The sequence below is a fragment of the Azospirillum sp. ST 5-10 genome (assembly GCF_051225715.1).
Lineage (GTDB): Bacteria > Pseudomonadota > Alphaproteobacteria > Azospirillales > Azospirillaceae > Azospirillum.
Genome location: NZ_JBPJSP010000003.1, coordinates 165,913 through 188,121, shown reverse-complemented (window position 1 = coordinate 188,121; position 22,209 = coordinate 165,913). Strand labels below are relative to the sequence as shown.

Annotated in this window: 19 protein-coding genes; 18 read left to right on the top strand and 1 reads right to left on the bottom strand. The window is 73.2% G+C overall.

All coding sequences use genetic code 11. The features are described from left to right. The first annotated feature begins 1 nt into the window (after position 1). Genes ACSBPG_RS05170 through ACSBPG_RS05135 form a run of 8 tightly spaced genes read left to right on the top strand, consistent with a single transcriptional unit; the run spans position 2 to position 9,593 of the window. Positions 2-496, top strand: coding sequence for a hypothetical protein (locus ACSBPG_RS05170; protein WP_435536050.1), 495 nt, complete (start codon positions 2-4; stop codon positions 494-496). 16 nt (positions 497-512) lie between these two features. After that, the gene (locus tag ACSBPG_RS05165; protein ID WP_435536049.1) at positions 513-1,766 is read left to right on the top strand and encodes a DUF2169 family type VI secretion system accessory protein; all 1,254 of its coding nucleotides are present in this window, start codon (positions 513-515) and stop codon (positions 1,764-1,766) included. 52 nt (positions 1,767-1,818) lie between these two features. After that, entirely contained in the window at positions 1,819-5,688 is a 3,870-nt protein-coding gene (gene tssI, locus ACSBPG_RS05160; protein ID WP_435536048.1) for a type VI secretion system tip protein TssI/VgrG, read from the top strand. Positions 5,689-5,743: 55 nt separating this feature from the next. After that, positions 5,744-6,148: a hypothetical protein gene (locus ACSBPG_RS05155; RefSeq protein ID WP_435536047.1), complete on the top strand. Its 405-nt coding sequence runs from the start codon at positions 5,744-5,746 to the stop codon at positions 6,146-6,148. A gap of 29 nt (positions 6,149-6,177) precedes the next feature. Further along, positions 6,178-6,459: a hypothetical protein gene (locus ACSBPG_RS05150; RefSeq protein ID WP_435536046.1), complete on the top strand. Its 282-nt coding sequence runs from the start codon at positions 6,178-6,180 to the stop codon at positions 6,457-6,459. 31 nt (positions 6,460-6,490) lie between these two features. Beyond that, complete coding sequence (locus ACSBPG_RS05145) at positions 6,491-7,882, top strand: DUF2169 family type VI secretion system accessory protein (protein ID WP_435536045.1); 1,392 nt, start codon at positions 6,491-6,493, stop codon at positions 7,880-7,882. Further along, on the top strand, positions 7,879-8,793 hold the full coding sequence (locus ACSBPG_RS05140) for a class I SAM-dependent methyltransferase (protein WP_435536044.1): 915 nt from the start codon (positions 7,879-7,881) through the stop codon (positions 8,791-8,793). The genes ACSBPG_RS05145 and ACSBPG_RS05140 overlap by 4 nt, the downstream gene beginning before the upstream one ends. A 20-nt stretch (positions 8,794-8,813) precedes the next feature. Next, positions 8,814-9,593, top strand: coding sequence for a transglutaminase family protein (locus ACSBPG_RS05135; protein ID WP_435536043.1), 780 nt, complete (start codon positions 8,814-8,816; stop codon positions 9,591-9,593). 17 nt (positions 9,594-9,610) lie between these two features. Here ACSBPG_RS05135 and ACSBPG_RS05130 read toward each other — a convergent pair whose 3' ends face one another. Continuing rightward, positions 9,611-9,817, bottom strand: a complete 207-nt coding sequence (locus tag ACSBPG_RS05130) for a hypothetical protein (RefSeq protein WP_435536042.1) — start codon at positions 9,815-9,817, stop codon at positions 9,611-9,613. A 341-nt stretch (positions 9,818-10,158) separates the two neighbouring features. Here ACSBPG_RS05130 and ACSBPG_RS05125 point away from each other — a divergent pair, with 341 nt between their 5' ends. The 10 genes from ACSBPG_RS05125 to ACSBPG_RS05080 all read left to right on the top strand — a co-directional run bounded on the left by ACSBPG_RS05125 (position 10,159) and on the right by ACSBPG_RS05080 (position 22,207). After that, entirely contained in the window at positions 10,159-10,896 is a 738-nt protein-coding gene (locus ACSBPG_RS05125) for a type VI secretion system-associated FHA domain protein (protein ID WP_435536041.1), read from the top strand. Beyond that, positions 10,893-11,405: a type VI secretion system lipoprotein TssJ gene (tssJ, locus tag ACSBPG_RS05120; protein ID WP_435536040.1), complete on the top strand. Its 513-nt coding sequence runs from the start codon at positions 10,893-10,895 to the stop codon at positions 11,403-11,405. Before ACSBPG_RS05125 ends, tssJ begins: the two co-directional genes overlap by 4 nt. A gap of 85 nt (positions 11,406-11,490) precedes the next feature. Continuing rightward, entirely contained in the window at positions 11,491-12,834 is a 1,344-nt protein-coding gene (tssK, locus tag ACSBPG_RS05115; RefSeq protein ID WP_435536039.1) for a type VI secretion system baseplate subunit TssK, read from the top strand. Positions 12,835-12,856: 22 nt separating this feature from the next. Further along, positions 12,857-13,837 (top strand): type IVB secretion system protein IcmH/DotU, encoded by a 981-nt coding sequence (gene icmH, locus ACSBPG_RS05110; RefSeq protein WP_435536038.1) that lies wholly within the window; start codon positions 12,857-12,859, stop codon positions 13,835-13,837. A 42-nt stretch (positions 13,838-13,879) separates the two neighbouring features. Continuing rightward, positions 13,880-17,536, top strand: a complete 3,657-nt coding sequence (gene tssM, locus ACSBPG_RS05105; RefSeq protein WP_435536037.1) for a type VI secretion system membrane subunit TssM — start codon at positions 13,880-13,882, stop codon at positions 17,534-17,536. Positions 17,537-17,547: 11 nt separating this feature from the next. Continuing rightward, complete coding sequence (gene tagF / locus ACSBPG_RS05100) at positions 17,548-18,330, top strand: type VI secretion system-associated protein TagF (RefSeq protein WP_435536036.1); 783 nt, start codon at positions 17,548-17,550, stop codon at positions 18,328-18,330. After that, complete coding sequence (locus ACSBPG_RS05095; protein ID WP_435536035.1) at positions 18,314-20,008, top strand: serine/threonine-protein kinase; 1,695 nt, start codon at positions 18,314-18,316, stop codon at positions 20,006-20,008. The genes tagF and ACSBPG_RS05095 overlap by 17 nt, the downstream gene beginning before the upstream one ends. A 150-nt stretch (positions 20,009-20,158) precedes the next feature. Continuing rightward, on the top strand, positions 20,159-20,674 hold the full coding sequence (locus ACSBPG_RS05090) for an Hcp family type VI secretion system effector (RefSeq protein ID WP_435536034.1): 516 nt from the start codon (positions 20,159-20,161) through the stop codon (positions 20,672-20,674). Positions 20,675-20,809: 135 nt separating this feature from the next. Then, positions 20,810-21,223, top strand: coding sequence for a tautomerase family protein (locus ACSBPG_RS05085; protein WP_435536033.1), 414 nt, complete (start codon positions 20,810-20,812; stop codon positions 21,221-21,223). Between the two features lie 198 nt (positions 21,224-21,421). After that, positions 21,422-22,207, top strand: coding sequence for a DeoR/GlpR family DNA-binding transcription regulator (locus tag ACSBPG_RS05080; RefSeq protein WP_435536032.1), 786 nt, complete (start codon positions 21,422-21,424; stop codon positions 22,205-22,207). The last annotated feature ends 2 nt before the right edge of the window (positions 22,208-22,209 follow it).

Below are 22,209 nucleotides of genomic sequence, written 5' to 3'. Positions count from 1 at the left end.
CATGACCGTCCGCACGCCGCATCCCGCCACGGCCGACGTCCTGAACCGGCTGATCGACCAGCAGCCGGCCTACACGCGGCTGCACAAGGAGAAGAAGATCACCTTCGCCGACGGCTCGCAGATCGACCTGCTGATCGCCGCCGACCGCACCGCGCTGGCCGAGATGCTGGGCCGGATGGCGGGCCGGCTGTGCGCCGGCGGGCTGGAGGCCAACACGCCGGACAATCTGGCGCAGCGGCTCTCCCGCCTCGACCGCGGGGCGACCCAGCTGCTCGGCACCACGCCGGTGGAGCGCCTCGCCCTCTTCGTGCTGACGGGCTGGACCATGGCGGAGATCGTGCTGACCGAGGTGCGCGCCGGCGACGCCCGCATGGCCGACTTCTTCGAGCGCACGTGCCGCGCCCTGACGGGGCTGGTGCGCGACGTGCTGCCCGGCGGCAAGCCCGTGTGGTTCGCCGCCTATCTGCCGAACCTGGCCCGGGCGACGGCCGGCTGACGGGGAGACCACGGACATGCAGACCTTCAACGAGACCCGTTTCGCCGTCGCCACCCTGCCGGCGTCGATCCGCGCCCCCGACGACGCCGTGGCGGTGATCGTCAAGGCGTCCGTCGGCCTGGTGCCGGAGGGCGCGGCGCGGCCGCTGCCGGCCGCCCTGCAGGGCGCGCCCGGCCCCGATGCGCCCTATCCCGACGGCGCCGCCAAGAGTCTGCGCTATCCCTCGGACCTGGTGCCGTTCAAGCCGCGCGCCGACGTGATCGTCGTCGGCCAGTGCTGGGCGCCGGCGGGGCGGACCGTCACGGCGGCGCCGGTCGCCGTGACGGTGGGGGGGCGCAGCAAGCGCCTCGCCGTGTTCGGCGACCGCGAGTGGGTGCTGGGCGACGACGGCCGGCTCGCCCTGTCACCGCCGGCCCCCTTCGAGCGGATGCCGATCCGCTGGGAGACCGCGTTCGGCGGCCCCGACTATCTGCGCAACCCCTTCGGCAAGGGCCGCGCCGAGGAGATGGACGCCGAGGGCCGGCTGCGCTTCCCGCTGCCCAACGTCGAGGATCCGGACAACCTGATCGGCCATCCCGACGCCGAGCCGGTGCCGGTGGGCTTCGCGGCGCTGCCCGCCACCTCCCTGTTCCGCGCCCAGAAGCAGGGGACGCGCGACAAGGCCTGGGCGCGCCGCCGCGCGCCGCTGCCGCCGGCCGACTTCGACTGGTCCTTCCACAACGCCGCCCCCGACGACCAGCAGATCGACGGCTACCTGCGCGGCGACGAGGTCCTGGTGTTCGAGGGCATGCACCCGGTGCTCCGGCCCTACCGCACCCAGCTCCCCGGCCTGGCGGTCCGCTGCTTCGCCGACGCGAACGAGCGGGGCGACGGCCTGACCGCGCTGTCCATGGCGCTCGACACCCTGTGGGTCGACGTCGACGCCGAGGAGGCGGTGCTGGTGTGGCGCGGCCTGGCGCCGCCGCAGGTGGCCGAGGGCGGCCTGCTGGTGACCGCCGGGCCACTGGCCGGGCCGGCGCCGACGCTGGCCGAGGCGGCCGAACGGATGCGCACCCTGCGGGCCGCGGACGGTGTCCTGATGCCGGGCCTCGACGCCGTCGCCGAGGCGGCGCTGGCCAGGGCCAGGGCGGCGCTGCCGGCGCTCGGCCTCGACCCGGCCGCCGCCGCCGCGCTGGCCCGGACGAGCGATCCCGCGGCCTTCGCCGAGGCTCTCGCGGGGGCGGTGAACGCCAAGCTCAACCCCGACGGCGTCACGCCGCCCAGACGGTGACGATGATGCGTTCCGGCCCCCTCCCCCTTGCGACGATTGAAGGTTTGGCGCGATGACCTACCAGATCGATTTCGACTTCTTCGTCGAGGGCCTGCCCAGGAACACCTTCCGCGTGACACGGCTCGACGGCGTCGAGGCGATCTCGCGGCCCTACCGCTTCGACCTGGAGCTGGTCAGCGCCGACCCCGACATCGACTTCGACGCCGTGCTCAGCCAGCCGGCGACGCTGGTGCTGCGCCGCTACGGGGACGAGCGCACGATCACTGGCGTGGTCGCCGACTTCGTCGACGGGCCGGCGCGGCCCAACGCCTCCTACGTCTACCGGGCGGCGCTGGTGCCGCGGCTGTGGCTGCTGTCGCTGTCGCGGACCAACCAGATCTACGGCGGCGGCGAGCCGATCGCCTTTCCCGACATCGCCTTCGCCAAGATCGCCGGCGCCGCCGACGTCGGCCTCGGCGCCGACTACATGGAATCGGCGCTGTACGCGGACTACCCCGCGCGCGACCACGTGGCGCAGTACGAGGAGAGCGACCTCGACTTCGTGTCGCGCCTCTTGGAGCACGTCGGCATCTTCTACGTCTTCCGCCAGGACGCGGGACGGGAGACCATGGTGGTCGGCGATTCCAACCTGTCCTTCCCGCCGCTCAGCCCCGACGCGGTGCTGTCCTTCCGCCCCGACGGCGGCCTGTCGGCGGGCGACGGCACGGCCGTGGTCCGCTTCGAGCGCGTGGTGCGGCGCATGCCGCGCACGGTCCTGCTCAAGGACTACAACTACCGCATGCCGCACGTGCCGCTGCTGGCCGAAGCGGAGGTCGACCCCCGGGGCGTCGGCCGGGTGACCGAGTACAACGACCATTTCCGCACGCCCGAGGAGGGCGACTTCCTCGCCCGCATCCGCGCCCAGGAGCTGCTGGCGCGCAAGGTCCTGTTCCACGGCGACGGCTTCGACATCTTCCTCACCGCCGGCTACGGCTTCCGCCTGGCCGACCATTTCCGCGACCGCTTCAACCGGACCTATCTGGTGACCGAGGTGCGCCACACCGGCGCCGCCCCGGCCGAGGCGGAAGGGACGGCGGGCGGCGGCGTGGCGCCGTGGACCGGCTACCGCAACAGCTTCACCTGCATGCCCGCCGACGTCGTCTTCCGGCCGGAGCGGCTGACCCCGCGCCCGCGCATCACCGGCATCATGCACTCGCACGTCGACGGCCAGGGCGGCGGCGAGCGCGCCGAGATCGACGAGGAGGGCCGCTACAAGGTCCAGGTGCCGTTCGACGTCTCCGGCCTCGGGCCGTTCCAGGGCTCGCAGTTCATGCGCATGGCGCAGCCCTACGCCGGCCGGCAGCAGGGCATGCACTTCCCGCTGCGCAAGGACGCCGAGGTGGTGTGGTCGTGCATCGACGGCAACCCCGACCGGCCGATCATCCTCGGCGCCGTGCCCAACGCCCTGTCCCGCAGCCCGGTGACGGCGCGCAACCACACCTCCAACCTGGTCCACACCGCCAGCGGCATCCGCATGGAGATGTTCGACGGCCCCGGCGCCGCTGACGACGCGGCCGACGACGGTGCCGGTCCGGGTCTCGGCGCCCAGCGCCCCATGCAGGGGCCGGCGGCCGGTGCCGGGTGGCGCGCCGTGGTCGACGAGCTGCGGGCGTCCCTGCCGGCGCAACGTCCGCTCTTCGGCACTGAAGAGGAGGGCGACGACGGCGAGGACGACGAGGACGACGGCGGGTCGGACGAGGACGAGCGCGCGCCCAGCTATCACATCTACGTCCCCGACGAGGGCGACGGCACCGCCGACTACCTGCGCATGGGCACGGTGGAGGCGGACGAGGACGTCCCGGCTCCCTACACGGCGGTCGAGCAGACCATCGCCACCTACATGGCGGCGTCGGTGGCCTCCTACCTCGGCATCATCGACATGTCGGAGTCCAAGGAAGGCAAGGAGATCACGGAGTCCACGGGGTGGGTCGAATACACCTCCGACACCCGGATGCGCCGCACCGACGGCTACAGCATCGACAGCGTGGAGAAGGCTTTCGTCGTCAACGCCGACACCGTGTACCTCCAGGCCCGCGGCGATGCCGAATCGCCCGGTTCGGGCGACGCCGTCATCAAGACCAAGGGGAACCTGTACACGGTCGTCGACGGGCAGGAGGTCGTCAAGATCATCCCCAACGACGACCATTCCACCTATTTCGAGATGTGCTGGTCGGACAGCGACGGCAACAGCTACGTCGCCGAGTACAACAACGGCACGAGCATCGACCTGAAGGTCGGCACCGTCGTCGACGTGGCCCAGGCGCTGAGCGTCGGCGTCTTCGAGGGCACGAAGATGGAGACCAACGCGTCCGGCACCATCGAGCTGAACGCCGGCTTCCAGTCCGGCCACTTCTACGGCGATGCCACCGAGTTCACCTTCGGCACCAAGTTCGAGGCCACCTTCGGCCCGTCGATCGAGATCGCCGGCGACAAGTTCACCCTCTACGAGGGGGGGCAGGCGCACATCAACACGCCGCTGGGCAAGGCCATCACCTACTCCGCCATGGTGCTGCACGCCGCGGCCTTCGCCTGCTACGTCACCATCCAGTACAAGGCCTGCGCCAACCTCGAGGACGAGGAGGCGATCCAGAAGCGGATCGGCCCGCTGCTGGGACACCTCGACGAGAATGCCAAGACCCAGTTCGAGACGGGCCTGGACGACGAGCACAAGAGCTTCGAATCCATGATGGAGCTCCTCGATCCCATGTCGACGTCCATCAGCATCGCCGAAGCCGTGTTCGCCATCGTCGCACCGATCGCCATCATGGCCGCTGCCACCAGCGGCGTCGGCTCCGGTCACATGACGTTCGGTGCGTCGGCGCCGCCCACCAACGCGGCGGAGGAGGAGGCCGAGAAGGCTGCCAAGAGCGCCGAGGAGGCGGAGAAGGCGGCCAAGGAAGCGGAAACCGCGAACGTCGCGGCCCGCCGCGCCAAGAACGCCGAGGAGGCCGGCGAGGAGGCGGAGAAGGCGGCCAAGGCCTCCGAGAACGCGGAGAAGGCGGCCAAGGAGGCGGAAGAGCACGCCGGGGAGGCGGAGAAGGCGGCCAAGGAGGCCGAGAACGCCAAGAAGGCCGCCGGCGACGCGAAGAAGCTCGGCGAGGACGCCGAAAAGGCGGAGAAGACGGCCAAAGAAGCGGAAGCGGCATCCAAGGACGCCGAGGAGGCCGCCACCAAGGCGAAGAGCGAGGCCGAAGACGCAGCCACGAAGGCCGAGGATGCCGGAAGGGAGGCCGAAGCCGCCGGCGACAAGGCGCGCAGTACCGCCAAGGACGCCGAGAAAGCCGGCAAGGAGGCGGAGGCCGCCACGAAGGATGCCGAGGAGGCCGCTGAAAAGGCGAAGGCCGCGCGCAAGGCGGCGGACGAGGGCAAGGGAACCGTCGAGGACGCCGAAAAGGCGGAACGGGAAGCGCAACAAGCCGAAGAGAGAGCCCAGCAGGCGAGAAGCAACGCCGAAGAGGCCGAGAAGAAGGCTCAGCAGGCGGAGGGCGACGCCGTCAAGGCCGGCGAAAAGGCCAACCAGGCCGACAAGGACGCCGCGGAGGCCGCGGAGAAGGCTGACGCGGCGAAGCAGGACGCCAAGGACGCCAAGGACACGGCGGATCAGGCGCGCCAGGAGGCCGACGAGGCCAAGGGCAAGGCGGACGACGCGAAGAAGGCGGAGGACGAGGCCAACAAGAGCCGCAAGGCCGCCGACGATGCCAAGAAGAACGCCAAGCACGCCAAGAAATCCGCCGAGGAATCCAAGGAGTCCGCCGACGATGCCAAGACCTGGCACGGCAGAAGCTGGTCGTCGGGCGCGGGAGCGGTCGGTGGGCACATCATCGCCGGGGGAACCGCGATCGCCACCGGCACGAAGAACGTAGACCGACTGATCGAAAGCTGAGCGGCTGGGGCAAGCGGCACGGACAGGGAGCCCGGGAGGCTCCAAGGAGCAGACGATGGAACCGATCAAGATTTTCTGTGGGCCGGAGACCTTCATCCTCCTCACCGAGGAGGGGATCACCATGGTGGCGCCCGTCATCGAGATCACCGCCCCCGAGGTCAACAGCGTGGGAAGCTGGACCCACGAGGGCGACAAGATCATCAACGGCGACCACCAGGTGAACGGCGAGCACGGCACCGCCGGCAACAAGACCATCGCCGGTGCGGAGGAGAGCGCCAACTCCACCACCGGCGCCAGCGAGGCCGGCGACAGCACCCAGGGCGCCAGCCAGTCCGGCGACAGCGCCTCGGGCGCCACCGAGACGGTGAACGAGACCGCCGCCGCGGTGGAGAACGCCGCCGGGGCCGGCGGCGTCGACGCGCGCGCCGCCAACGCCTCGGTCGATTGCCCGACCGTCTGACCCGCCCGCTGCTTCAAAGGACCACGCCGATGCCGAAAGTCGTCGATCACGAGGCGATCAAGCGCAAGCTCCTCGCCGTCAAGGAATACCACCGCTGGGTCGCCGGCAAGCGCCAGGCCGTGCTGCAGAACAAGTTCGGCGACCAGTGGCAGGACAAGGAGTTCGCCGGCCAGAAGCAGCACCAGGAGTTCCTCGACGCCGCCAAGGCGCAGGGCAAGACCCGCTTCGCCGGCGGCCGCGAGGAGATGATCAAGCAGCTCCTGCAGGCGGCGGCCAAGCAGGGGGCGGGCCACCTCGTCGGCAAGAAGTGACGGGGCTGCGGAGCGACATGCGAGACCGGCGATGAAGGTGTTCAACGAGACCCCGTTCCGCCACGCCTGGGCGCGCGGCACGGTCAGTTCCCCCAACGACGTCCTGACCCTGATCGTCAAGGGCACGTTCCGCGCCCGCCACAACCGGCGCGCCCTGCCGCTGGAGCGGCGCGACCAGGAGCACCCGCGCCTGCGCCGGCCCTACCACGACGGCGCCCACACCAGCAGCCACTACCCCGGCGACTTCGCCACCTTCAAGCCGGTCGGCGAGTCCATGGCCGTCGGCAGCTGCCACGCCCCCGACGGCATTCCCGTGCCGCGGGTCGACGTCGCCTTCACCATCGGCAACCACCGCAAGGTGCTGGCGGTGTTCGGCGACCGCTACTGGATCGAAGGCGAGGACGGCCGCTTCACCATGACCGAGCCGGAACCCTTCACCCGCATGCCCTTGCGCTACGAGAACGCCTTCGGCGGCGTCGACTACATCCACAACCCGCTCGGCAAGGGCCGCTACAACGTCTGGGACCTCTACCCCGACGGCCGCATCCCCGTGCCGAATGTGGAAGATCCCGAGCGCCTGATCCGCGACATCGAGGACGAGCCGCCCGTCGTCGGCTTCGCCCCCTTGAGCGAATGGTCGCCGCTGCGCCAGGAGAAGATGGGCGCCATGGGGGTCGACTGGATGCGCCGCGAGCGGCCGCGCAAGCCCGTCGACTTCGACTGGACCTCCTACAACGCGGCCCCCGAGGACCAGCAGGCCATGGGCTTCTACCGTGGCGACGAGGTGCTGACCTTCGAGAACATGCACCCCGACTTCAACCCGTTCCGGGTGCGCCTGGCCGAGGTGCGGGTGCGGCTCTTCGTGAACCGGCTGGAACCCGACGGCTCGCTGACGTTCTTCGAGCCGCCGATGAACCTCGACACGGTTTGGGTCGACGTCGACGCGGAGAAGCTGGTCCAGGTGTGGCGTGGCGTGGCGCGGGTGAGCTCCTTCGAGTACCGCAAGGAGCTGCCCCACGTCCTCATCGTGCAGGAGGATCTGGACGAGGAGCCGCTGCCGCTGGAGCACTACCGCGCCGTCATGGAGCGGCATGTCCATCCGCCCGAGACGGCGCAGGCCAGGGCGGTGCGCCAGCGGCTCGAGGGGGCCATGGCGCAGGCCAAGGAGATGATCGCCGGCCTCGGCCTGTCGGAGGGGGACCTGGCCGAGCTGCGGCGCATCGACGAGCCCACCCGCTTCCTCGACGCCATGGTCACCCACATCTACAAGAACATCGGCCTGCCCTATCCGCCGCCGGCGGACTGGGAGCTGCCGGCCGACCCGCGCGACCGCAGCGCCTGGAAGGACGAGACGAAGGAGAAGATCCTCAAGGCCCTGGAGGAAAGCTGGCGCCAGCGCAAGGGCGGGGAGGGCGGGTCGTGATCGCCGCCCGCCTGCCGGGTCTCAGCTTCAGCGCCCTCTTCATCTGCGGCGCGGTGGCGCTGGCGGCGCGCCATCCCGCCTACGCCGAGGTCTTCGCCGACCCCTTCGCCGAGCGCATTTTCCGCGCCGTGACCGTGAAGCCGGACAGCGTGCTGGGCGGCGCCGAGGACCCGGCCGTCGTCGCGGCGTGGTTCGCCCGGCACGAGGCGGTCTGCCCCGGCATGGCCAGCCACGTGGTCTACCGCAAGCGCTGGATCACCGACCGGGTGCGCGCCTTCCTGGAGGACGGCGGCCGGCGGGTGGTGGTGCTGGGGGCCGGCCTCGACACGCTGGCGCTGCGCCTGTCGGGGGACTACCCCGAGGCGCTGTTCGTCGAGATCGACCAGCCCTTGAGCCAGGGGCTGAAGCGCGGCCTCGCCGCCAACCTGGTGGGGCGGCGGCCCAACCTGCGCTTCATCGGCGGCGACCTGTCGCCGGCCCGGGCCGGGGAGTGGCTGGCCAAGGCCGTGCCGCCGACGCCGGCGCGCACCATCGTGGTGGCCGAGGGCGTGGCCGAGTACCTGCCGCCGGCCGCCGCCGACGCCCTGTTCGGCTACATGCGCCGGCTCTGCGCGCCCGACGGGCGCTGCCTCTTCACCTTCGTCTCGTCCAAGGTGACGCTGCCGTCGCTGAAGGTGGACCGCCTGCCCGACAACGTGCACAGCGATCCCTACCGTTTCCGCCTCGACCCCGACGGGCTCGACCGCTACCTGGCGCGCCGCGCGCTGCGCCGGGTCGCCCTGCTCGACCCGGCGACGGCGCGGCGCGCCTACCTTCCCGCCGTCGGCCTGCCCGAGGGGGAGGACCCGCCGATGCACCCGCTGGAATCCCTCCACCTCGTCGAGGCCGCCAGTGCCCTGCCCGTCGCATGACCGCCGGCCGCGGGCTGCGCGTGACCCACACCACCGTCTACACCTTCGACCGGCCGGTGGCGGCCTGCGGGGTGCGGGCGCTGCTGCGGCCGCGCGACGGCGGCGGCCAGCGCCTCGCCTTCGCCCAGGTCCTGACGGTTCCGCCGCCGGCCCGGCGCACCGCCCACCGCGACCGTTTCGGCAACGCGGTCGACCGGCTGCGCGTCGAGGGGCGCTTCCGCCGGCTGCAGGTCACCGGCACCAGCCTGGTCCGCCTGGCGGCGGGCGATCCGCCGCCGCCGGAGCCGCCGCACCCCGCGCTGGCCGCGGCCCCGCCGGCCTCACCGGCGCTGGCGTCCTGGGTGGCGCGCCTGCTGCCGCAGGCGGCCCCCGACCGGGCGGCGGTGGCGGCCTTCGCGGAGCGGCTCGGCGACGCGCTGACCTACGATCCCGCGGCGACCGACCTGGCCACCCCCCTGGAGACGGTGCTGGAGCGCCGGCGCGGCGTCTGCCTCGATTTCGCCCGCCTGGCGGTGGCCTGCCTGCGCGCCCGCGGCGTGGCGGCGCGCCTCGTCACCGGCTACGCGCTGCCGGCCGGCGGCGGCGCGGCGGCGTTCCACGCCTGGTTCGGCGCCTGGTTTCCCGGCTGCGGCTGGGTGGACTTCGACCCGACCCTGCGGCGCGATCCCGCCGGGCGCACGGTCACCCTGGCCTGGGGCGCCGGCTACGCGGCCATCCAGCCGGTGGCCGGCATCGTCGCCGGCCCGGCCCGGCCGCGCCTGTCGGTGGCGATCACGCTGACGCCGGAGCCGGCGTCATGAGCGGGGTGCTGCCGCCGTCAGCAGCACTTGCCGCCGGGCGCGCAGCAGGGGGCCTCGGCGGCCGCCGGCTCCGCCGCCTCGCCGGAGAAGGGCAGGGAGGGCGGCGGCTGGTAGACCACCCAGGTCTGCTCGATCTGCTTCTGGCGCAGGGTGGTCTGCACCTGCTCCAGCAGGGTGCGCAGCTCGGGGATCGACATGCGGTCGAGCAGCGTGGAGAAGTCCATGGCGGGGCCCTCGGCTCAGGCAGGGTCGGCGATGCCGCCGAGCGTGCCACAGGCGCGCACCGGCGGCAATGGAGCGCCGGGAGGTCGCCACGGTCATCGCATTTGGCTTCATTAGCCCCAGGGGGGAGAGGGAATCAAACGCGACCCCCGACGCCAATCCTCGCAAGACATGCCCCGTACGCGCCCGCTCGAACGCAGTCGAACGCGGCGCCGCCGACAGGCCAGCGGCCTGGTTTCCGCTTGGCCGGACAGACGCGTACGGCCGGCAGCATCGTAAACGAACCATTAAAACCTACCGTGTATTGGTAAACGTCCGCGGGACGGGGGAGCGGTCGAGGTTCATGAAGCTTCATCTATCGATCACGAGCTACCAGCGCGCCCTGCTCGGCGGCAACGCGACCAAGGTCTTCGGGCCGCAGGGCGGGACGATCGGCCGCGCCGTCGAGAACGACTGGGTGCTCGACGACACCACGCGCACCCTGTCGGGCCGCCACGCCGTCATCGCCTTCGAGGCCGGGCGGTTCCGCATCACCGACACCAGCACCAACGGCGTCTTCCTCAACGACGCCGACGAGCCGCTCGGCCGCGGCGCCTCGGCGCCGCTGAACAACGGCGACACGCTGCAGCTCGGCGACTACGCGCTCGCCGTCAAGGTGGACTACGAGGCGGCGGCGGACGCCGCCGGCATCCTGCCGCCGGTCAACCCGGCCGAGCTGCTCGGCCGGCCGGCGCCGGCGGCGCCGACCCTGATCCTGCCGGACGAATGGGATCCGGCGTCGCTGCTGGAGACGCCGCGGGCGCCCCTGGCGGCACCCCCGCCGCCCGCGTCGCCCCCGCCGGTGGCGCCGCCGGCCGCCGGCCCGGCCGTGGCGGTGCCGCGCGACCATCCCCTCGACCCGGTGCTGGCGCGCTTCTCGCCGGCGGCCCTGCGGCGGCGCTGGGGCACCGACGATCCGGCGGTCCTGTGGAATCGGTATGCGGCGAGCTACCTCGAACTGGTCAGGGAAGCGCGCTCGGTCTACAACGGCTCGCCGGGCCCGGGAGCCGGCTCTGACACCGCGGAGGATGTGGTCGCATGAAGACGCGAACCCTTGGGACGGCGGTGCGGGCCGCCGCGTTGGCCGGTGCGCTCGGCGCCGCGGCCGGGCTGGGGGCGTGCAGCAGCACGCCGGACCCCACCGCGGTCTCGATCTCGGTCACCGCCAGCGACCAGATCAACCCGAACTCGGCGGGCACGCCGTCGCCGGTGGTGGTGCGGATCTACGAGCTGTCGCAGCCCGACGTGTTCAAGACCGCCGATTTCTTCGACATCTACGACAATGACCAGCAGAGCCTGAAGGGCACCATGCTCGGCCGCACGGAGGTCGAGCTGCTGCCGGGCAAGACCAACAAGGTCGACCACGAGGTCAGCCCGACCACCCGCTACCTCGGCGTGCTGGCCGCCTTCCGCGAGCTGGACGGGGCGACCTGGCGGGCGCTGACCAACGTCGTGCCGGAGGCGACCAACCAGTACGTCGTCACCGTCGGCACGTCGTCGGTCAACATCCAGAACGGCGGCACCGGCGGCTGGCTCGACGGGCTGTTCTGACGTGGTCTGACATGGTCCGACGCGGGCGGGGCCGGGCCTCGCGCGGGGGGCCCGGAGAGGACGGGGTTGCAGGGGAGAGGGCGCCGTGGGACTCGATCGCAAGGTGGTGTGGCAGGAAGGGATCTTCCTGCGCCCGCAGCACTTCCAGCAGAACGAGCGGTACACCGAGTGGCTGGTGGAGGCGCGCGCCGGGGCGCTGCGACCCTACGCCTGGGGGATCGCCGACCTCGCCCTCGACCGCGCCGCCCTCAAGCTCGGCACGGTCGCCGTGGCGCGGGCGCGCCTGGTGCTGCCCGACGGCACGCCGGTCAGCGTCGAGGCGGGCGGGGGCGGGCCGGCGCCGCGGCGGATCCCCGCCGGGACGGCCGACCAGACCGTCTATCTCTGCCTGCCGTTGCGGCGCCCGGGCGCGGTGGACGCGGTGCTCGACGGCGCGCCGGCGGTGCCCTCGGGCGCACGCTTCGCGGCGCGCGCGCTGGAGGTCGGCGACTCCTCCGGCAGCACCGCCGATGCGGCGGTCATCGAGGTGGCCGAGCCGCGGCTGACCCTGCGCCTGGAGCGGGAGTCGCGCGACGACCACGTCGGCATCGGCATCGCCCGCATCCGCACGGTGACGCCGGCCGGCGAGGTGGCGCTCGACGAGCGCTACCTGCCGCCGGCGCTGGACTGTGCGGCCGACCCCGGACTCGCCGGCATCCCGAAGGAGCTGAGCGGCCTGCTGCGCAGCCGCGCCGCCTCGCTGGCCGGCCAGCTTCACCAGCCCGGCGCCGGCGGCCTGTCGGAGCTGAACGACTTCCTGATGCTGCAGGCGGTCAACCGGGCCAACGCCCTGTTCGCCCATCTGGCGACCCTGCCCGGCCTGCACCCCGAGGAGCTCTACCGCGCCATGGTGGCGCTGGCCGGGGAGCTGGCGACCTTCGTCGGCCAGGAGCGCCTCGCCCCCGACTTCCCGACCTACCGCCACGACGACCTCGCCGGCACCTTCCGGCCGGTGCTCGACACCTTGCGCCGCCAGCTCAGCGCCGTGCTGCAGCAGACCGCCATCCCGCTGCCGCTGCAGGAGGGCAAGTACGGCATCCACGTCTCGGCTCTGGCCGACCGCACGGTGCTGAAGAACCACCAGCTCATCCTGGCGGTGGCGGCCAACGTGCCGCCGGAGACGGTGCGCTCCGGCTTCCCGCTGCAGGTCAAGATCGGGCCGGTGGAGAACATCCGCGATCTGGTGAACCTGCAGCTTCCCGGCATCGCCCTGGCGCCGCTGCCGGTCGCCCCGCGGGAGCTGCCGTTCCACGCGGGCTTCACCTACTTCGAGCTCGATCGCGCGAGCGAGCTTTGGCAGAACCTGTTCGCCTCCGGCGGCTTCGCCTTCCACGTCGGCAGCCAGTTCCCCGGGCTGCGGATGGAGTTCTGGGCGATCAAGGCGACATGAGCGGCGGCTGGGAGACGGAACCATGAGCGGATCGCTGTTCAACCCGGACGGGATCGACGACCCGACCATCCCGCGCCTGCCGCGGCGGCGCGTCGACGCGGCCGGCCCGGTGGTGCCGAAGGTCGGCCCGGCCGTCGCCGGCCCGGCCGTGCCGCCGCCCGCCTTCCAGCCCCTCGACGACGCGGCGATCGCCGGCCGCGCCGCCCGGCCGGCCGCCCCGACGGTCAGCCCGGCGGCCGCGGCCGGCGCCCAGGGCACCGCCGCCCAGGGCTCGCGCCTGATGCGGGCGAGCCCGCTCGACGCGACGGGCTCCGGCAACCGGCTGCTGGGGCTCGCCGCCGCGCTGCTCGACCTGCTGGTCAGCCTGCAGCACGCGGCCGCGCCGCCCGACGTCGAGGCGCTGCAGCGCGCCGCCGAGGCGGCGATCCGCACCTTCGAGGAGCGCGCGCTCGCCGCCAAGCTGCCGATCGAGCAGGTGTCGGCGGCCCGCTACGCGCTGTGCTGCGCCATCGACGAGGCGGTGCTGCGCACGCCCTGGGGCGGCACCAGCGTGTGGAGCGCGCGCAGCCTGCTGCTGATCTTCCAGAACGAGACCTGGGGCGGCGAGCGCTTCTTCCAGATCCTCGACCTGCTGCGCAAGCAGCCGGAGAAGAACGCCGACGCCCTGGAGCTGTTCGCCATCCTTTTGGCGCTCGGCTTCGAGGGGCGCTACGGCGTCGTCAAGGACGGCGCCTACGGGCTGGACTCCCTGCGCCACGACCTCTACCGCACCCTGCGCCCGTTGCGCGGCGATTCCCGGGAGGAGCTGTCGCGGCGCTGGCGGCCGGTGGCGGTGCGCCGGCGCGTCGCCACCTACGTGCCGCTGTGGATGACGGCCGCCTTCACGGCGGTGGTGCTGGTCATCGCCTTCATGGGATTCAGCTGGCACCTCGACACCGAGAAGGAGCGGATCATGGAGCAGATCCTCGCCCTCGGCCGCACCTCCGCCGCCTCGGTCCGCTGACCGCCCGCCCCGCCGCCCGGACCGGAGCCGAACACCGCCGCCATGACACGCAAACGCTGGATACTCGAAGGGCTGCTCGTCGCGCTGATCGCCGCCGCGATCTGGCTGGCCGGCCCGATGCTGCGCTGGGACGAGTCGCACCCGCTGGTCGCCCCCGCCGTGCGCCAGGCGCTGGTCGGCGCGGTGGTCGGACTGTGGGTCGCCACCCTGGCGGTGCGCCGGCTGATGCGCTCGATCAAGGCGCGGCGCGCCAACCGGCGCATGCTCAACGAGCTCGCCCGCAACGAGGAGCTGCTGTCGCTGGCCTCGATCGGCTCCAACGAGGAGGTGTCGGAGCTGGCCGAGCGCTTCACCCAGGCGCTGGCCCTGCTCAGCTCGCGCGCCGGCGGGCGGCGCATGTCCGTCTACGAGATGCCGTGGTACGTGGTGATCGGCCCGCCCGGCACCGGCAAGTCGACCCTGGTCCGCAACTCCGGCCTGCGCTTCCCGCTGGCCAAGGAGATGGGCGTGGTGGCGCTGGAGGGCGTCGGCGGCACCCGCAACTGCGACTGGTGGTTCACCGACGGCGCGGTGCTGCTCGACACCGCCGGGCGCTACACCACGCACGAGAGCAACGAGAGCCTCGACCGCGCCGCCTGGGGCGGCTTCCTCGACCTGCTCAAGCAGCACCGGCCGCGCCGGCCCATCAACGGCGTGGTCGTCGCCCTGTCGCTCGCCGACCTGCTGACGCAGACGCCGGAGCAGCGCGCCTTCCACGGCCGCACCGTGCGGGCGCGCATCAACGAGCTGACCCAGCGCTTCGGCATCGCCATCCCGGTCTACGTCATGTTCACCAAGGCGGACATGATCGCCGGCTTCACCGAGTTCTTCGACGACATGCCGCAGGCCGAGCGCGAGCAGGTGTTCGGCACCACCTTCCCGCTGCAGACCGAGGGCAGCGGCACCGCCCTGCTGCTCGACGCGCGCGAGCAGTTCGACGCCCTGGTGCAGCGCCTCAACGCCTCGCTGCTGCGCCGCCTCGACGAGGAGCGCGACCCGGCGCGCCGCGCGCTGATCTTCTCGTTCCCGCAGACCTTCGCCCTGCTGCGCGAGCCGCTGATCGACACGCTGTCGGAGATCGCCCGTCCCAGCCGCTACGACGCCGCCTGCATCCTGCGCGGCGTCTACTTCAACAGCGCCACCCAGGAAGGCACGCCGATCGACGGCATCGCCCGCCTGTCCGGCCCCAGCTTCGGGCTGAACCGCACCCTGCCGGCGGCGGCCGGCGAGCCGCGCACCTTCTTCATCAAGCGGCTGCTGAGCGACGTGGTGTTCCGCGAGGCCGACCTCGCCACCGTCGACCAGAAGCTCGAGCGCAACCTGATGCTGCGCCAGTGGGGCGGGGTGGCGGCCGGTGTGGCCTGCGTGCTGGCGGCGGCGTCCCTGTGGTCGGTGAGCTACGCCACCAACCGCGCCGACCTCGACACCATCGAGGCGGAGGTCGGCCAGTTCAACGCGGCGATGCCGCCGCCGACCGAGCGGGCGGCGGGGGCGCTGGCGCCGGCGCTGCAGGCGCTGGACCGCGCGGACGACGTCTACGGGACGGACTACAGCATCGTCCCGCTGCTCTCCAGCTTCGGCCTCTACCGCGGCCTCAGCGTGGCGCCGGCCTTCGACGACGCGCGCCTGCGGCTGCTGCAGAGCCAACTCCTGCCGCGCATCACCGAACGCATCGGCAACCAGGTGGCGGAGAGCGGCGGCAACCTCGACCGGCTGAAGCAGGCCCTCGAGATCTACCTGATGCTCGGCTCGCCCGACAAGCTGGACCCCGACCGCCTGCGCGGCTGGATCGTCAGCGACTGGGAACAGACGTACGGCTACGACCCGCAGCGGCTCGCCACCCTGACCAAGGCGCTGGACGACCTGCTGGCGAACGCGCCGATGCCGCCGCAGCGCATCGACCCGGGCCTGGTCGCCCGCGCCCGCGGCGCGCTCAACCGCATCACCGTGCCGGAGCAGATCTACGCCCAGCTGAAGGCGGAGGCCGCCAACGCGGCGCTGCCGCCCTTCGACCTGATCGCCTCGCTGGGCCAGGGGGGCCAGCACAGCTTCTGGCCGCTGCACGGCAGCGCCGACCGGCTGACCATCCCCGGCCTCTACACGCGGCGTGGCCTGACCCAGTTCTTCGCCCCCCGCCTGCCGGCGCTGATGGGCATCCTGTCGGAGGACGAGTGGGTGCTCGGCCAGTCCGCCGCCGCCAACCCCGAGCAGCTCAAGGAGGTGACCCAGCAGGTCGTGACCCTCTACGTGCGCGACTACATCGCCCACTGGGAGGGCATGACCAAGGCGCTGGACGTCGCCGTCTTCGACGATTTCGAGACGGCGGCCGACCTGCTCGGCACCTTCGGCGGCAGCGCCTCGCCGCTGGTGACGGTCCTGCAGGCGATCAACGAGAACACCGACCTGGACTCGCCGTTCGCCGTGCCGGCCGCCGCGACCGCCACGGCGGCGGCCGGCGGCGCCGGCGCGTCGTCCGGCGCGGCTGCGGCGCCGGCGCCGGGCGGCGCCTCGGGCGCGCTCGGCCGGCTGGTCGGCGCGGCCGCCTCGGCCGCCGCCAAGGCGGAGCCGCAGCTCCTGCCGGAATGGCCGGGCACCGCCATCCGTCGGCATTTCGCCACGCTCAACACGCTGACCGCCGCCTCGGCCAGTGCCTCGCCGCCGGTCAACGGCATGGTGGCCGACATCGGCGCCGTCTATGGCCTGGTGGTGCAGATCCAGTCGTCGAGCAGCCCGAGCACCGCCGCCCTGCAGTACGTCACCCGCCAGGTCGGCAACGACGACGCGCTGGCCGCGCCGACGGGGCTGGGGGCCGCGCGGCCGGTCACCCTGGTGCGCTCGCTCGGCAGCGACCCCATCGCCTCCCTGCGCAAGACGGCGGCGCTGGCGCCGCAGCCGGTGCGGATGTGGCTCGACAACCTCGCCTCGAACACCTGGGAGGTGATGATGCGCGAGGCGTTGAGCGAGGTCGACACGCTCTACGGCCAGACCGTGCGGGCGTCGTGCCAGCAGACCATCGCCGGCCGCTATCCCTTCATGCGGACAGCCAGCGACGAGGTGACGCCGGAGGATTTCGGCGCCTTCTTCAAGCCGGGCGGCACCATCGACTCCTTCTTCGGCCAGGTGCTGGCGCCGTTCGTCAACACCAAGACCTCGCCCTGGACGGTGGCGCGGGCGGGCGGCCAGAACCTCGCCATCGACCCCGGCGCGCTGCGCGCCTTCCAGAGCGCGGCGCAGATCCGCGACCTCTATTTCCGCATGGGGCAGGCGACGCCCGGCGTCGAGTTCTCCCTGAATCCGGTGTTCCTCGACGCCGAGGTGACGGAGTTCACGCTGGAATACGGCAACACCCGCATCGTCAACCGGCACGACCCGCAGCGCAGCCGCAAGCTGGCGTGGCCGGCGACCGACGGGAGCAACTCCGTGAAGATCAGCTTCGTCACCGCCGACGGGCGGCGGGTGTCGCAGGCTACCGAGGGACGCTGGGCATGGTTCCGCATGCTCGACGGCCACGCGGTGACGCCGGCGCCCAGCGGCAACCGCTTCCGCATCGCCTTCCAGATCGACGGGCTGAAGGCGGTCTACGACATGACGGCGGCGAGCGCCGTCAACCCCTTCCTGTTCGACGGGCTGCGCGGCTTCGCCTGCCCGAACGCCCTGTGAGCGGCGGTCCGGTGAATGGCGGCCCCGCCAGCGCGGACCCCGTCGGCGCGGGGTTGGCGGACGAGGGCACGGCACCGCTCGGCCTGTGCGGCAAGCTGCCCGACCAGGGCGACTTCGTGCGCTACGGCCTGGACGGCGCGTTCTGCCGGCCGTGGGAGGCGTGGGTCGCCCGCTGGCTCGGCGCCGCGCGCGACGCGCGCGGCGAGCGGTTCGACGACCTCTGGCTGATGGCGCCGTCCTGGCGCTTCGCCGTGGCGGCCGGCGTCGCCGGCCCGGCGGCCATGGCCGGCGTCCTGGTCGCCAGCCGCGACCGGATCGGCCGGCCCTTCCCGCTGACCGTCGCCGCTCCGCTGTCCGCGGGAGCCGACCTGTCGGCGGTGCCCGCGGCGTGGGAGGGGCGTCTCGCCGCCGCCGAGGCGCTGGCCGCGGCGGCGCTCGCCGGCAAGCTGGCGAGCGATGCGCTGGTCGAGGCGGTGGCGGCGCTGGCCGCGCCGCCGCTGCCCGCGCCGCCGGCGGCGGCGGGGACGGCCGACGGGCTGCTGCGCCTCGACCTCGCGCCCGACGCACCGGTGGCGTCGGGCTACGGCGCCGCCCTGGCCATGGCCTTCGGCCGCCCCAGCCTGTGGTGGCGGGCGGGAGCCCTGGCGGCGCCGCCGGTTCTCGCCGTCGCCGCGGCGCTGCCGGCGCCGGATGCGGCGGCCGGCCTGTTCGTGCCGGCGCCCGGCGGGGCGGCGGTGCCGGACGGACCTGCCGCCGCCCCCGTGGTCCCGGACGCCGATGACGAGCCCGGTTGACCTGCACGCGCCGTCGGCCGCGCTCGCCGCCTTTCTCGCCGGCGGCACGCCGGCCGAGGCGCTGTGCGACGGGCTCGGCCGCTGGCTCGCCGCCGATGCGGCGCGGGCGGCGCCCTACCGCGGCTGGCTCGCCCGCCAGCGCGCCGCCGGGCGGCTGCCGCCGGCGCTCTACGCGCGCCTCGCGGCGCTCGCCGGCGACGCCGGGCCGGACCCCGTCGCCCGGGGCGCTCCGCCGCGGCTGCGGCCGGGGCTGCTGCTGGCCGAGCGCTGGGTGATCGAGGGGCTGCTCGCCGAGGGCGGCATCGCCGCGGTCTACGCCGCCCTCGACCTGACGCGGCCGCGCCGGGCCGAGGACGCGGTGGTCGCCCTGAAGGTGGTGCACCGCGGCGGCCGGGAGGAGGCGGCCCACCTGCTGGAGCACGAGGCCGGCGTCGTCCGCCGGCTGCGCCAGCGCGGCCTCGCCGGCAAGGCGGTGACCGCCATCGCCGGCGTGTCCTATCATGACGGCCTGCCCTTCCTGGTGATGGAACGCCTCAAGGGGGAGACCCTGCAGGCCCGCCTGCGGCGGCTCGCCGACGGCGTGCAGCCGCGGGATCCCGTGACCGGCGGGCTGCCGCTCGCCGAGGCCGCGGCGATCGTCGGCCGGGTCGCCGCGACCCTCGCCTTCGCCCACCGCGAGCGGATCGTCCACGGCGACGTCAAGCCGGCCAACGTCTTCCTCGGCCGCGATGGGGCGGTGACCCTGCTCGATTTCGGCGCGGCCCGCGACCATGGCGAGGACGGGCCGCTGTCGGGCGTCACCCAGGCCTACGCCAGCCCCCGGGTGCTCGCCGGCGCGGCGCCGGAGGCGGCCGACGACGTCTTCGCCCTGGCGGTCCTCGCCTGCGAGGTGCTGGCCGGCCGCCACCCCTTCGGCCGGCGCGACGCCGCCACGGCGCAGGCCGAGGGTCTCCGTCCGCCGTCGCTGCCCGGTCTGACGCGGCGGCAACGGGCGGTGCTGGCCCGCGCCCTCGCGCTCGGCGACGACGCACGCCGGCCCGACGCCGCCGCCCTGGCCCAGGCCTTCGCCCGGCGCCGGCCGGGGCGCGCCGCGGCGGCGGCGCTGCTGGCCGCCGGGCTGCTGGGGCTGGCGGCGTGGGGGTGGACCGGCTGGGCCGGCGTCACGCCGGACGCCGCCGCGGTCGCCGCCTGGAGCCGCTCCCTGCCCGAGCCGCTCGGCGGGCCACTGCGCGGATTCCTGCACGGTTCCCTGGAGGAGGCCACCGCCGCGGCCGTCGAGGAGGCCGTCGGCGGCGATGGCGGTCCCGATCTCGCGCGGGTCGGCGCCCTGGCGCAGCGGTTCGCCGACCTCTACCCGCAGTCGCCGCTGCCCGAGCGCTGGCGCCGGCAGGCCGCCGAGCGGGCCTTCCGGCAGCTCGTGCGCGACGCCACCGGCCCGGCGGCCGACGCCGTCGCCGTCGGCCACGCCCTGGAACGGCTGGATGGCTTCGTCGGCGGCGGCGCGGATTCCGCCCAGCGGCTCGCCAACGCCGTGGCGCTGGAGCTCGGCGCCGGCACCGATCCCGACCGGAAGGCGCGGCTGCGCGCGGTGGCGGCGGAGCTGTTTCCCGACGATCCGCGCTTCTCGCTGCCCCCTGTGCAGGAACCTGCACAGCCACCCCGACCGGGTGCCCCCTGAGGCGTGCGGATTGCTGCACAGCTTTCCCGCGGACCACCCCCCGCCAAGCATCGGAACGGCGCAATCGCCCGCTTTCCAAGCTCTGGCACGGTCATTGCTAAGTATGAGGCGGGCAGACACCCTTCACATCGGCAGAGAGGAGAGACTTCCATGGCTCTGAACGCTTATCTAGCCATCACCGGCGCCAAGCAGGGCAACATCACCAAGGGCGCCTCGACGGCCGACAGCATCGGCAATAGTTATCAGGAGGGACACGAAGACCAGTCGATGATCTTCGCGTTCAACACCAACATGACGGTGCCGCGCGACCCGCAGAGCGGCCAGCCGACCGGCGCGCGCGTGCACGAGCCGGTGCGCATCACCAAGCAGGTCGACAAGGCGTCGCCGCTGCTGTGCCAGGCGCTGGCCTCCGGCGAGACCCTGAGCGACATCACGCTGGAGGTGTTCCGCACCTCGGCGACCGGCCAGATCGAGAAGTTCTACACCGTGAAGTGGACCGACGCGATCCTGGTGCGCCACTCCTACGCCACCGAGCTGACCCTCAACGCCGAGACCAGCGCGCTCCCCAACCTGGAGGTGATCGAGTTCACCTACCGCAAGGTCGAGTGGACCCACGAGAAGGCCGGCACCTCGGGCTCCGACGACTGGCGCTCGCCGGCGAAGTGATGCCGGAGCTCCGGCGGGGCCGCCGCGCCGGCCCCGCCCGACGCTTCGGCAATGCTGAAGTGTAAGTGCAGAACTATTCGATTTTTCCGCATCGGCAATGTTGGCATCGTGGGTCATCCATCCACGGAGGACGCCATGCCGATCATCACCGTCTCGCTGACCGCCACCGCCGACCCGGCCCTGTCCGCGCGCATCGCCGAGACCGTCACCGGGTTGACGCAGCGCCACCTGCGCAAGGACCCCGCCGTCACCGCGGTGGCCATCCATTACCTCGACCCCGCCCACTGGTTCGCCGGCGGCCGGTCGCTCGCCGAGCAGGGGACGGCCACCGTCTGGCTCGACATCAAGGTGGTGGACGGGACCAACACCAAGACCGAGCTGGCCGACTATCTCGCCGCCGTCTTCGCCGCCTTCGACCGTCTCCTCGGCGGCATCCATCCCGAAAGCTACGTCCTCGTCCACGAGGTGCCGGCCGCGGCCTACGGCTACGGCGGCAAGACGCAGGAGTTCCGTTTCGTCAGCGGGCGGATGGAGCGCAACGCGGCGTGATCCACCTTGCCCTCCCCGCTTTGCGGTGGAGGGCAAGGCTTCCGCCCTTGCCGTCGGCGGACCGGAGATCCGCCCGTCACGCCAGCGCCTCCCGGAACCTGACGATGCCGGCCAAGCTTCCGGTGGGTGGCCGGCCACGGCACGATCCGTCTTGACGGCGCCGTCGTGGCTGTGCACGATCATGCGCGGAGGTGCATGATGATGCCTGTTCTTGCCGCCGACCGCCAGGCGCAGATCCTCGACCGGCTGAAGCGCGACGGACGGGTGCGCGCCGCCGAGCTGGCCGACGCCTTCGCCACGTCGGAGGACACGATCCGCCGCGACCTGCGCGACCTCGCGGCGCGCGGGCTGTGCCGGCGGGTGTACGGCGGCGCGCTGGCGACGTCCCCCGCCGGCATCCCGGCCCGCGACCGCGCCGGGCAGGCTCCGGGCCGCAAGAGCGCCCTGGGCGCCGCGCTGGCGGGGCTGGTGCGGCGCAACCAGCTCCTGTTCATCGACGCTGGCACGACCAACCTGGCCGCCGCCGCCCATCTGCCCGAAGGGCTGGGGCTGACGGTGGCGACCCACGATCCCGCCATCGCCGCCGCCCTGTCCGGGCGCGGGGACGTCGACCTCCTGCTGGTGGGCGGGCGGGTCGACCCGCACGTCGGCGCCGCGCTGGGCGCCGGCGCCGCCCGCGAGATCGCCGCCATGAGCCCGGACCTCCTGCTGCTCGGCGCCTGCGCCCTCGACGCCGGCGCCGGGCTCGCCGCGTTCCATTCGGAGGACGCCGCGATCAAGCGTCTGCTGGTGGAGCGCGCCGGCGCGGTGGCCGTCGCCGTCCTCAACGAGAAGCTGGGAACGGCGGCCCCCTTCACCGTCTGCGCCGCCGACCGGCTGGCCGACGTCGTCGTCGAGGCCGACGCGCCGGCGGCGGCGGCCGCGGCGCTCGCCGCCGCCGGACCGCGCCTCCACCGCGCTTCCCCCGCCAACGACCGGAGTTGACC

What these genes read in the sequence shown, in the direction of transcription:
- ACSBPG_RS05170 (WP_435536050.1), top strand. Translation starts at nt 2, where the DNA reads ATGACCGTCCGCACGCCGCATCCCGCCACGGCCGACGTCCTGAACCGG.
- ACSBPG_RS05165 (WP_435536049.1), top strand. Translation starts at nt 513, where the DNA reads ATGCAGACCTTCAACGAGACCCGTTTCGCCGTCGCCACCCTGCCGGCG.
- tssI (WP_435536048.1), top strand. Translation starts at nt 1,819, where the DNA reads ATGACCTACCAGATCGATTTCGACTTCTTCGTCGAGGGCCTGCCCAGG.
- ACSBPG_RS05155 (WP_435536047.1), top strand. Translation starts at nt 5,744, where the DNA reads ATGGAACCGATCAAGATTTTCTGTGGGCCGGAGACCTTCATCCTCCTC.
- ACSBPG_RS05150 (WP_435536046.1), top strand. Translation starts at nt 6,178, where the DNA reads ATGCCGAAAGTCGTCGATCACGAGGCGATCAAGCGCAAGCTCCTCGCC.
- ACSBPG_RS05145 (WP_435536045.1), top strand. Translation starts at nt 6,491, where the DNA reads ATGAAGGTGTTCAACGAGACCCCGTTCCGCCACGCCTGGGCGCGCGGC.
- ACSBPG_RS05130 (WP_435536042.1), bottom strand. Translation starts at nt 9,817, where the DNA reads ATGGACTTCTCCACGCTGCTCGACCGCATGTCGATCCCCGAGCTGCGC.
- ACSBPG_RS05125 (WP_435536041.1), top strand. Translation starts at nt 10,159, where the DNA reads ATGAAGCTTCATCTATCGATCACGAGCTACCAGCGCGCCCTGCTCGGC.
- tssJ (WP_435536040.1), top strand. Translation starts at nt 10,893, where the DNA reads ATGAAGACGCGAACCCTTGGGACGGCGGTGCGGGCCGCCGCGTTGGCC.
- icmH (WP_435536038.1), top strand. Translation starts at nt 12,857, where the DNA reads ATGAGCGGATCGCTGTTCAACCCGGACGGGATCGACGACCCGACCATC.
- tssM (WP_435536037.1), top strand. Translation starts at nt 13,880, where the DNA reads ATGACACGCAAACGCTGGATACTCGAAGGGCTGCTCGTCGCGCTGATC.
- ACSBPG_RS05095 (WP_435536035.1), top strand. Translation starts at nt 18,314, where the DNA reads ATGACGAGCCCGGTTGACCTGCACGCGCCGTCGGCCGCGCTCGCCGCC.
- ACSBPG_RS05090 (WP_435536034.1), top strand. Translation starts at nt 20,159, where the DNA reads ATGGCTCTGAACGCTTATCTAGCCATCACCGGCGCCAAGCAGGGCAAC.
- ACSBPG_RS05085 (WP_435536033.1), top strand. Translation starts at nt 20,810, where the DNA reads ATGCCGATCATCACCGTCTCGCTGACCGCCACCGCCGACCCGGCCCTG.
- ACSBPG_RS05080 (WP_435536032.1), top strand. Translation starts at nt 21,422, where the DNA reads ATGATGCCTGTTCTTGCCGCCGACCGCCAGGCGCAGATCCTCGACCGG.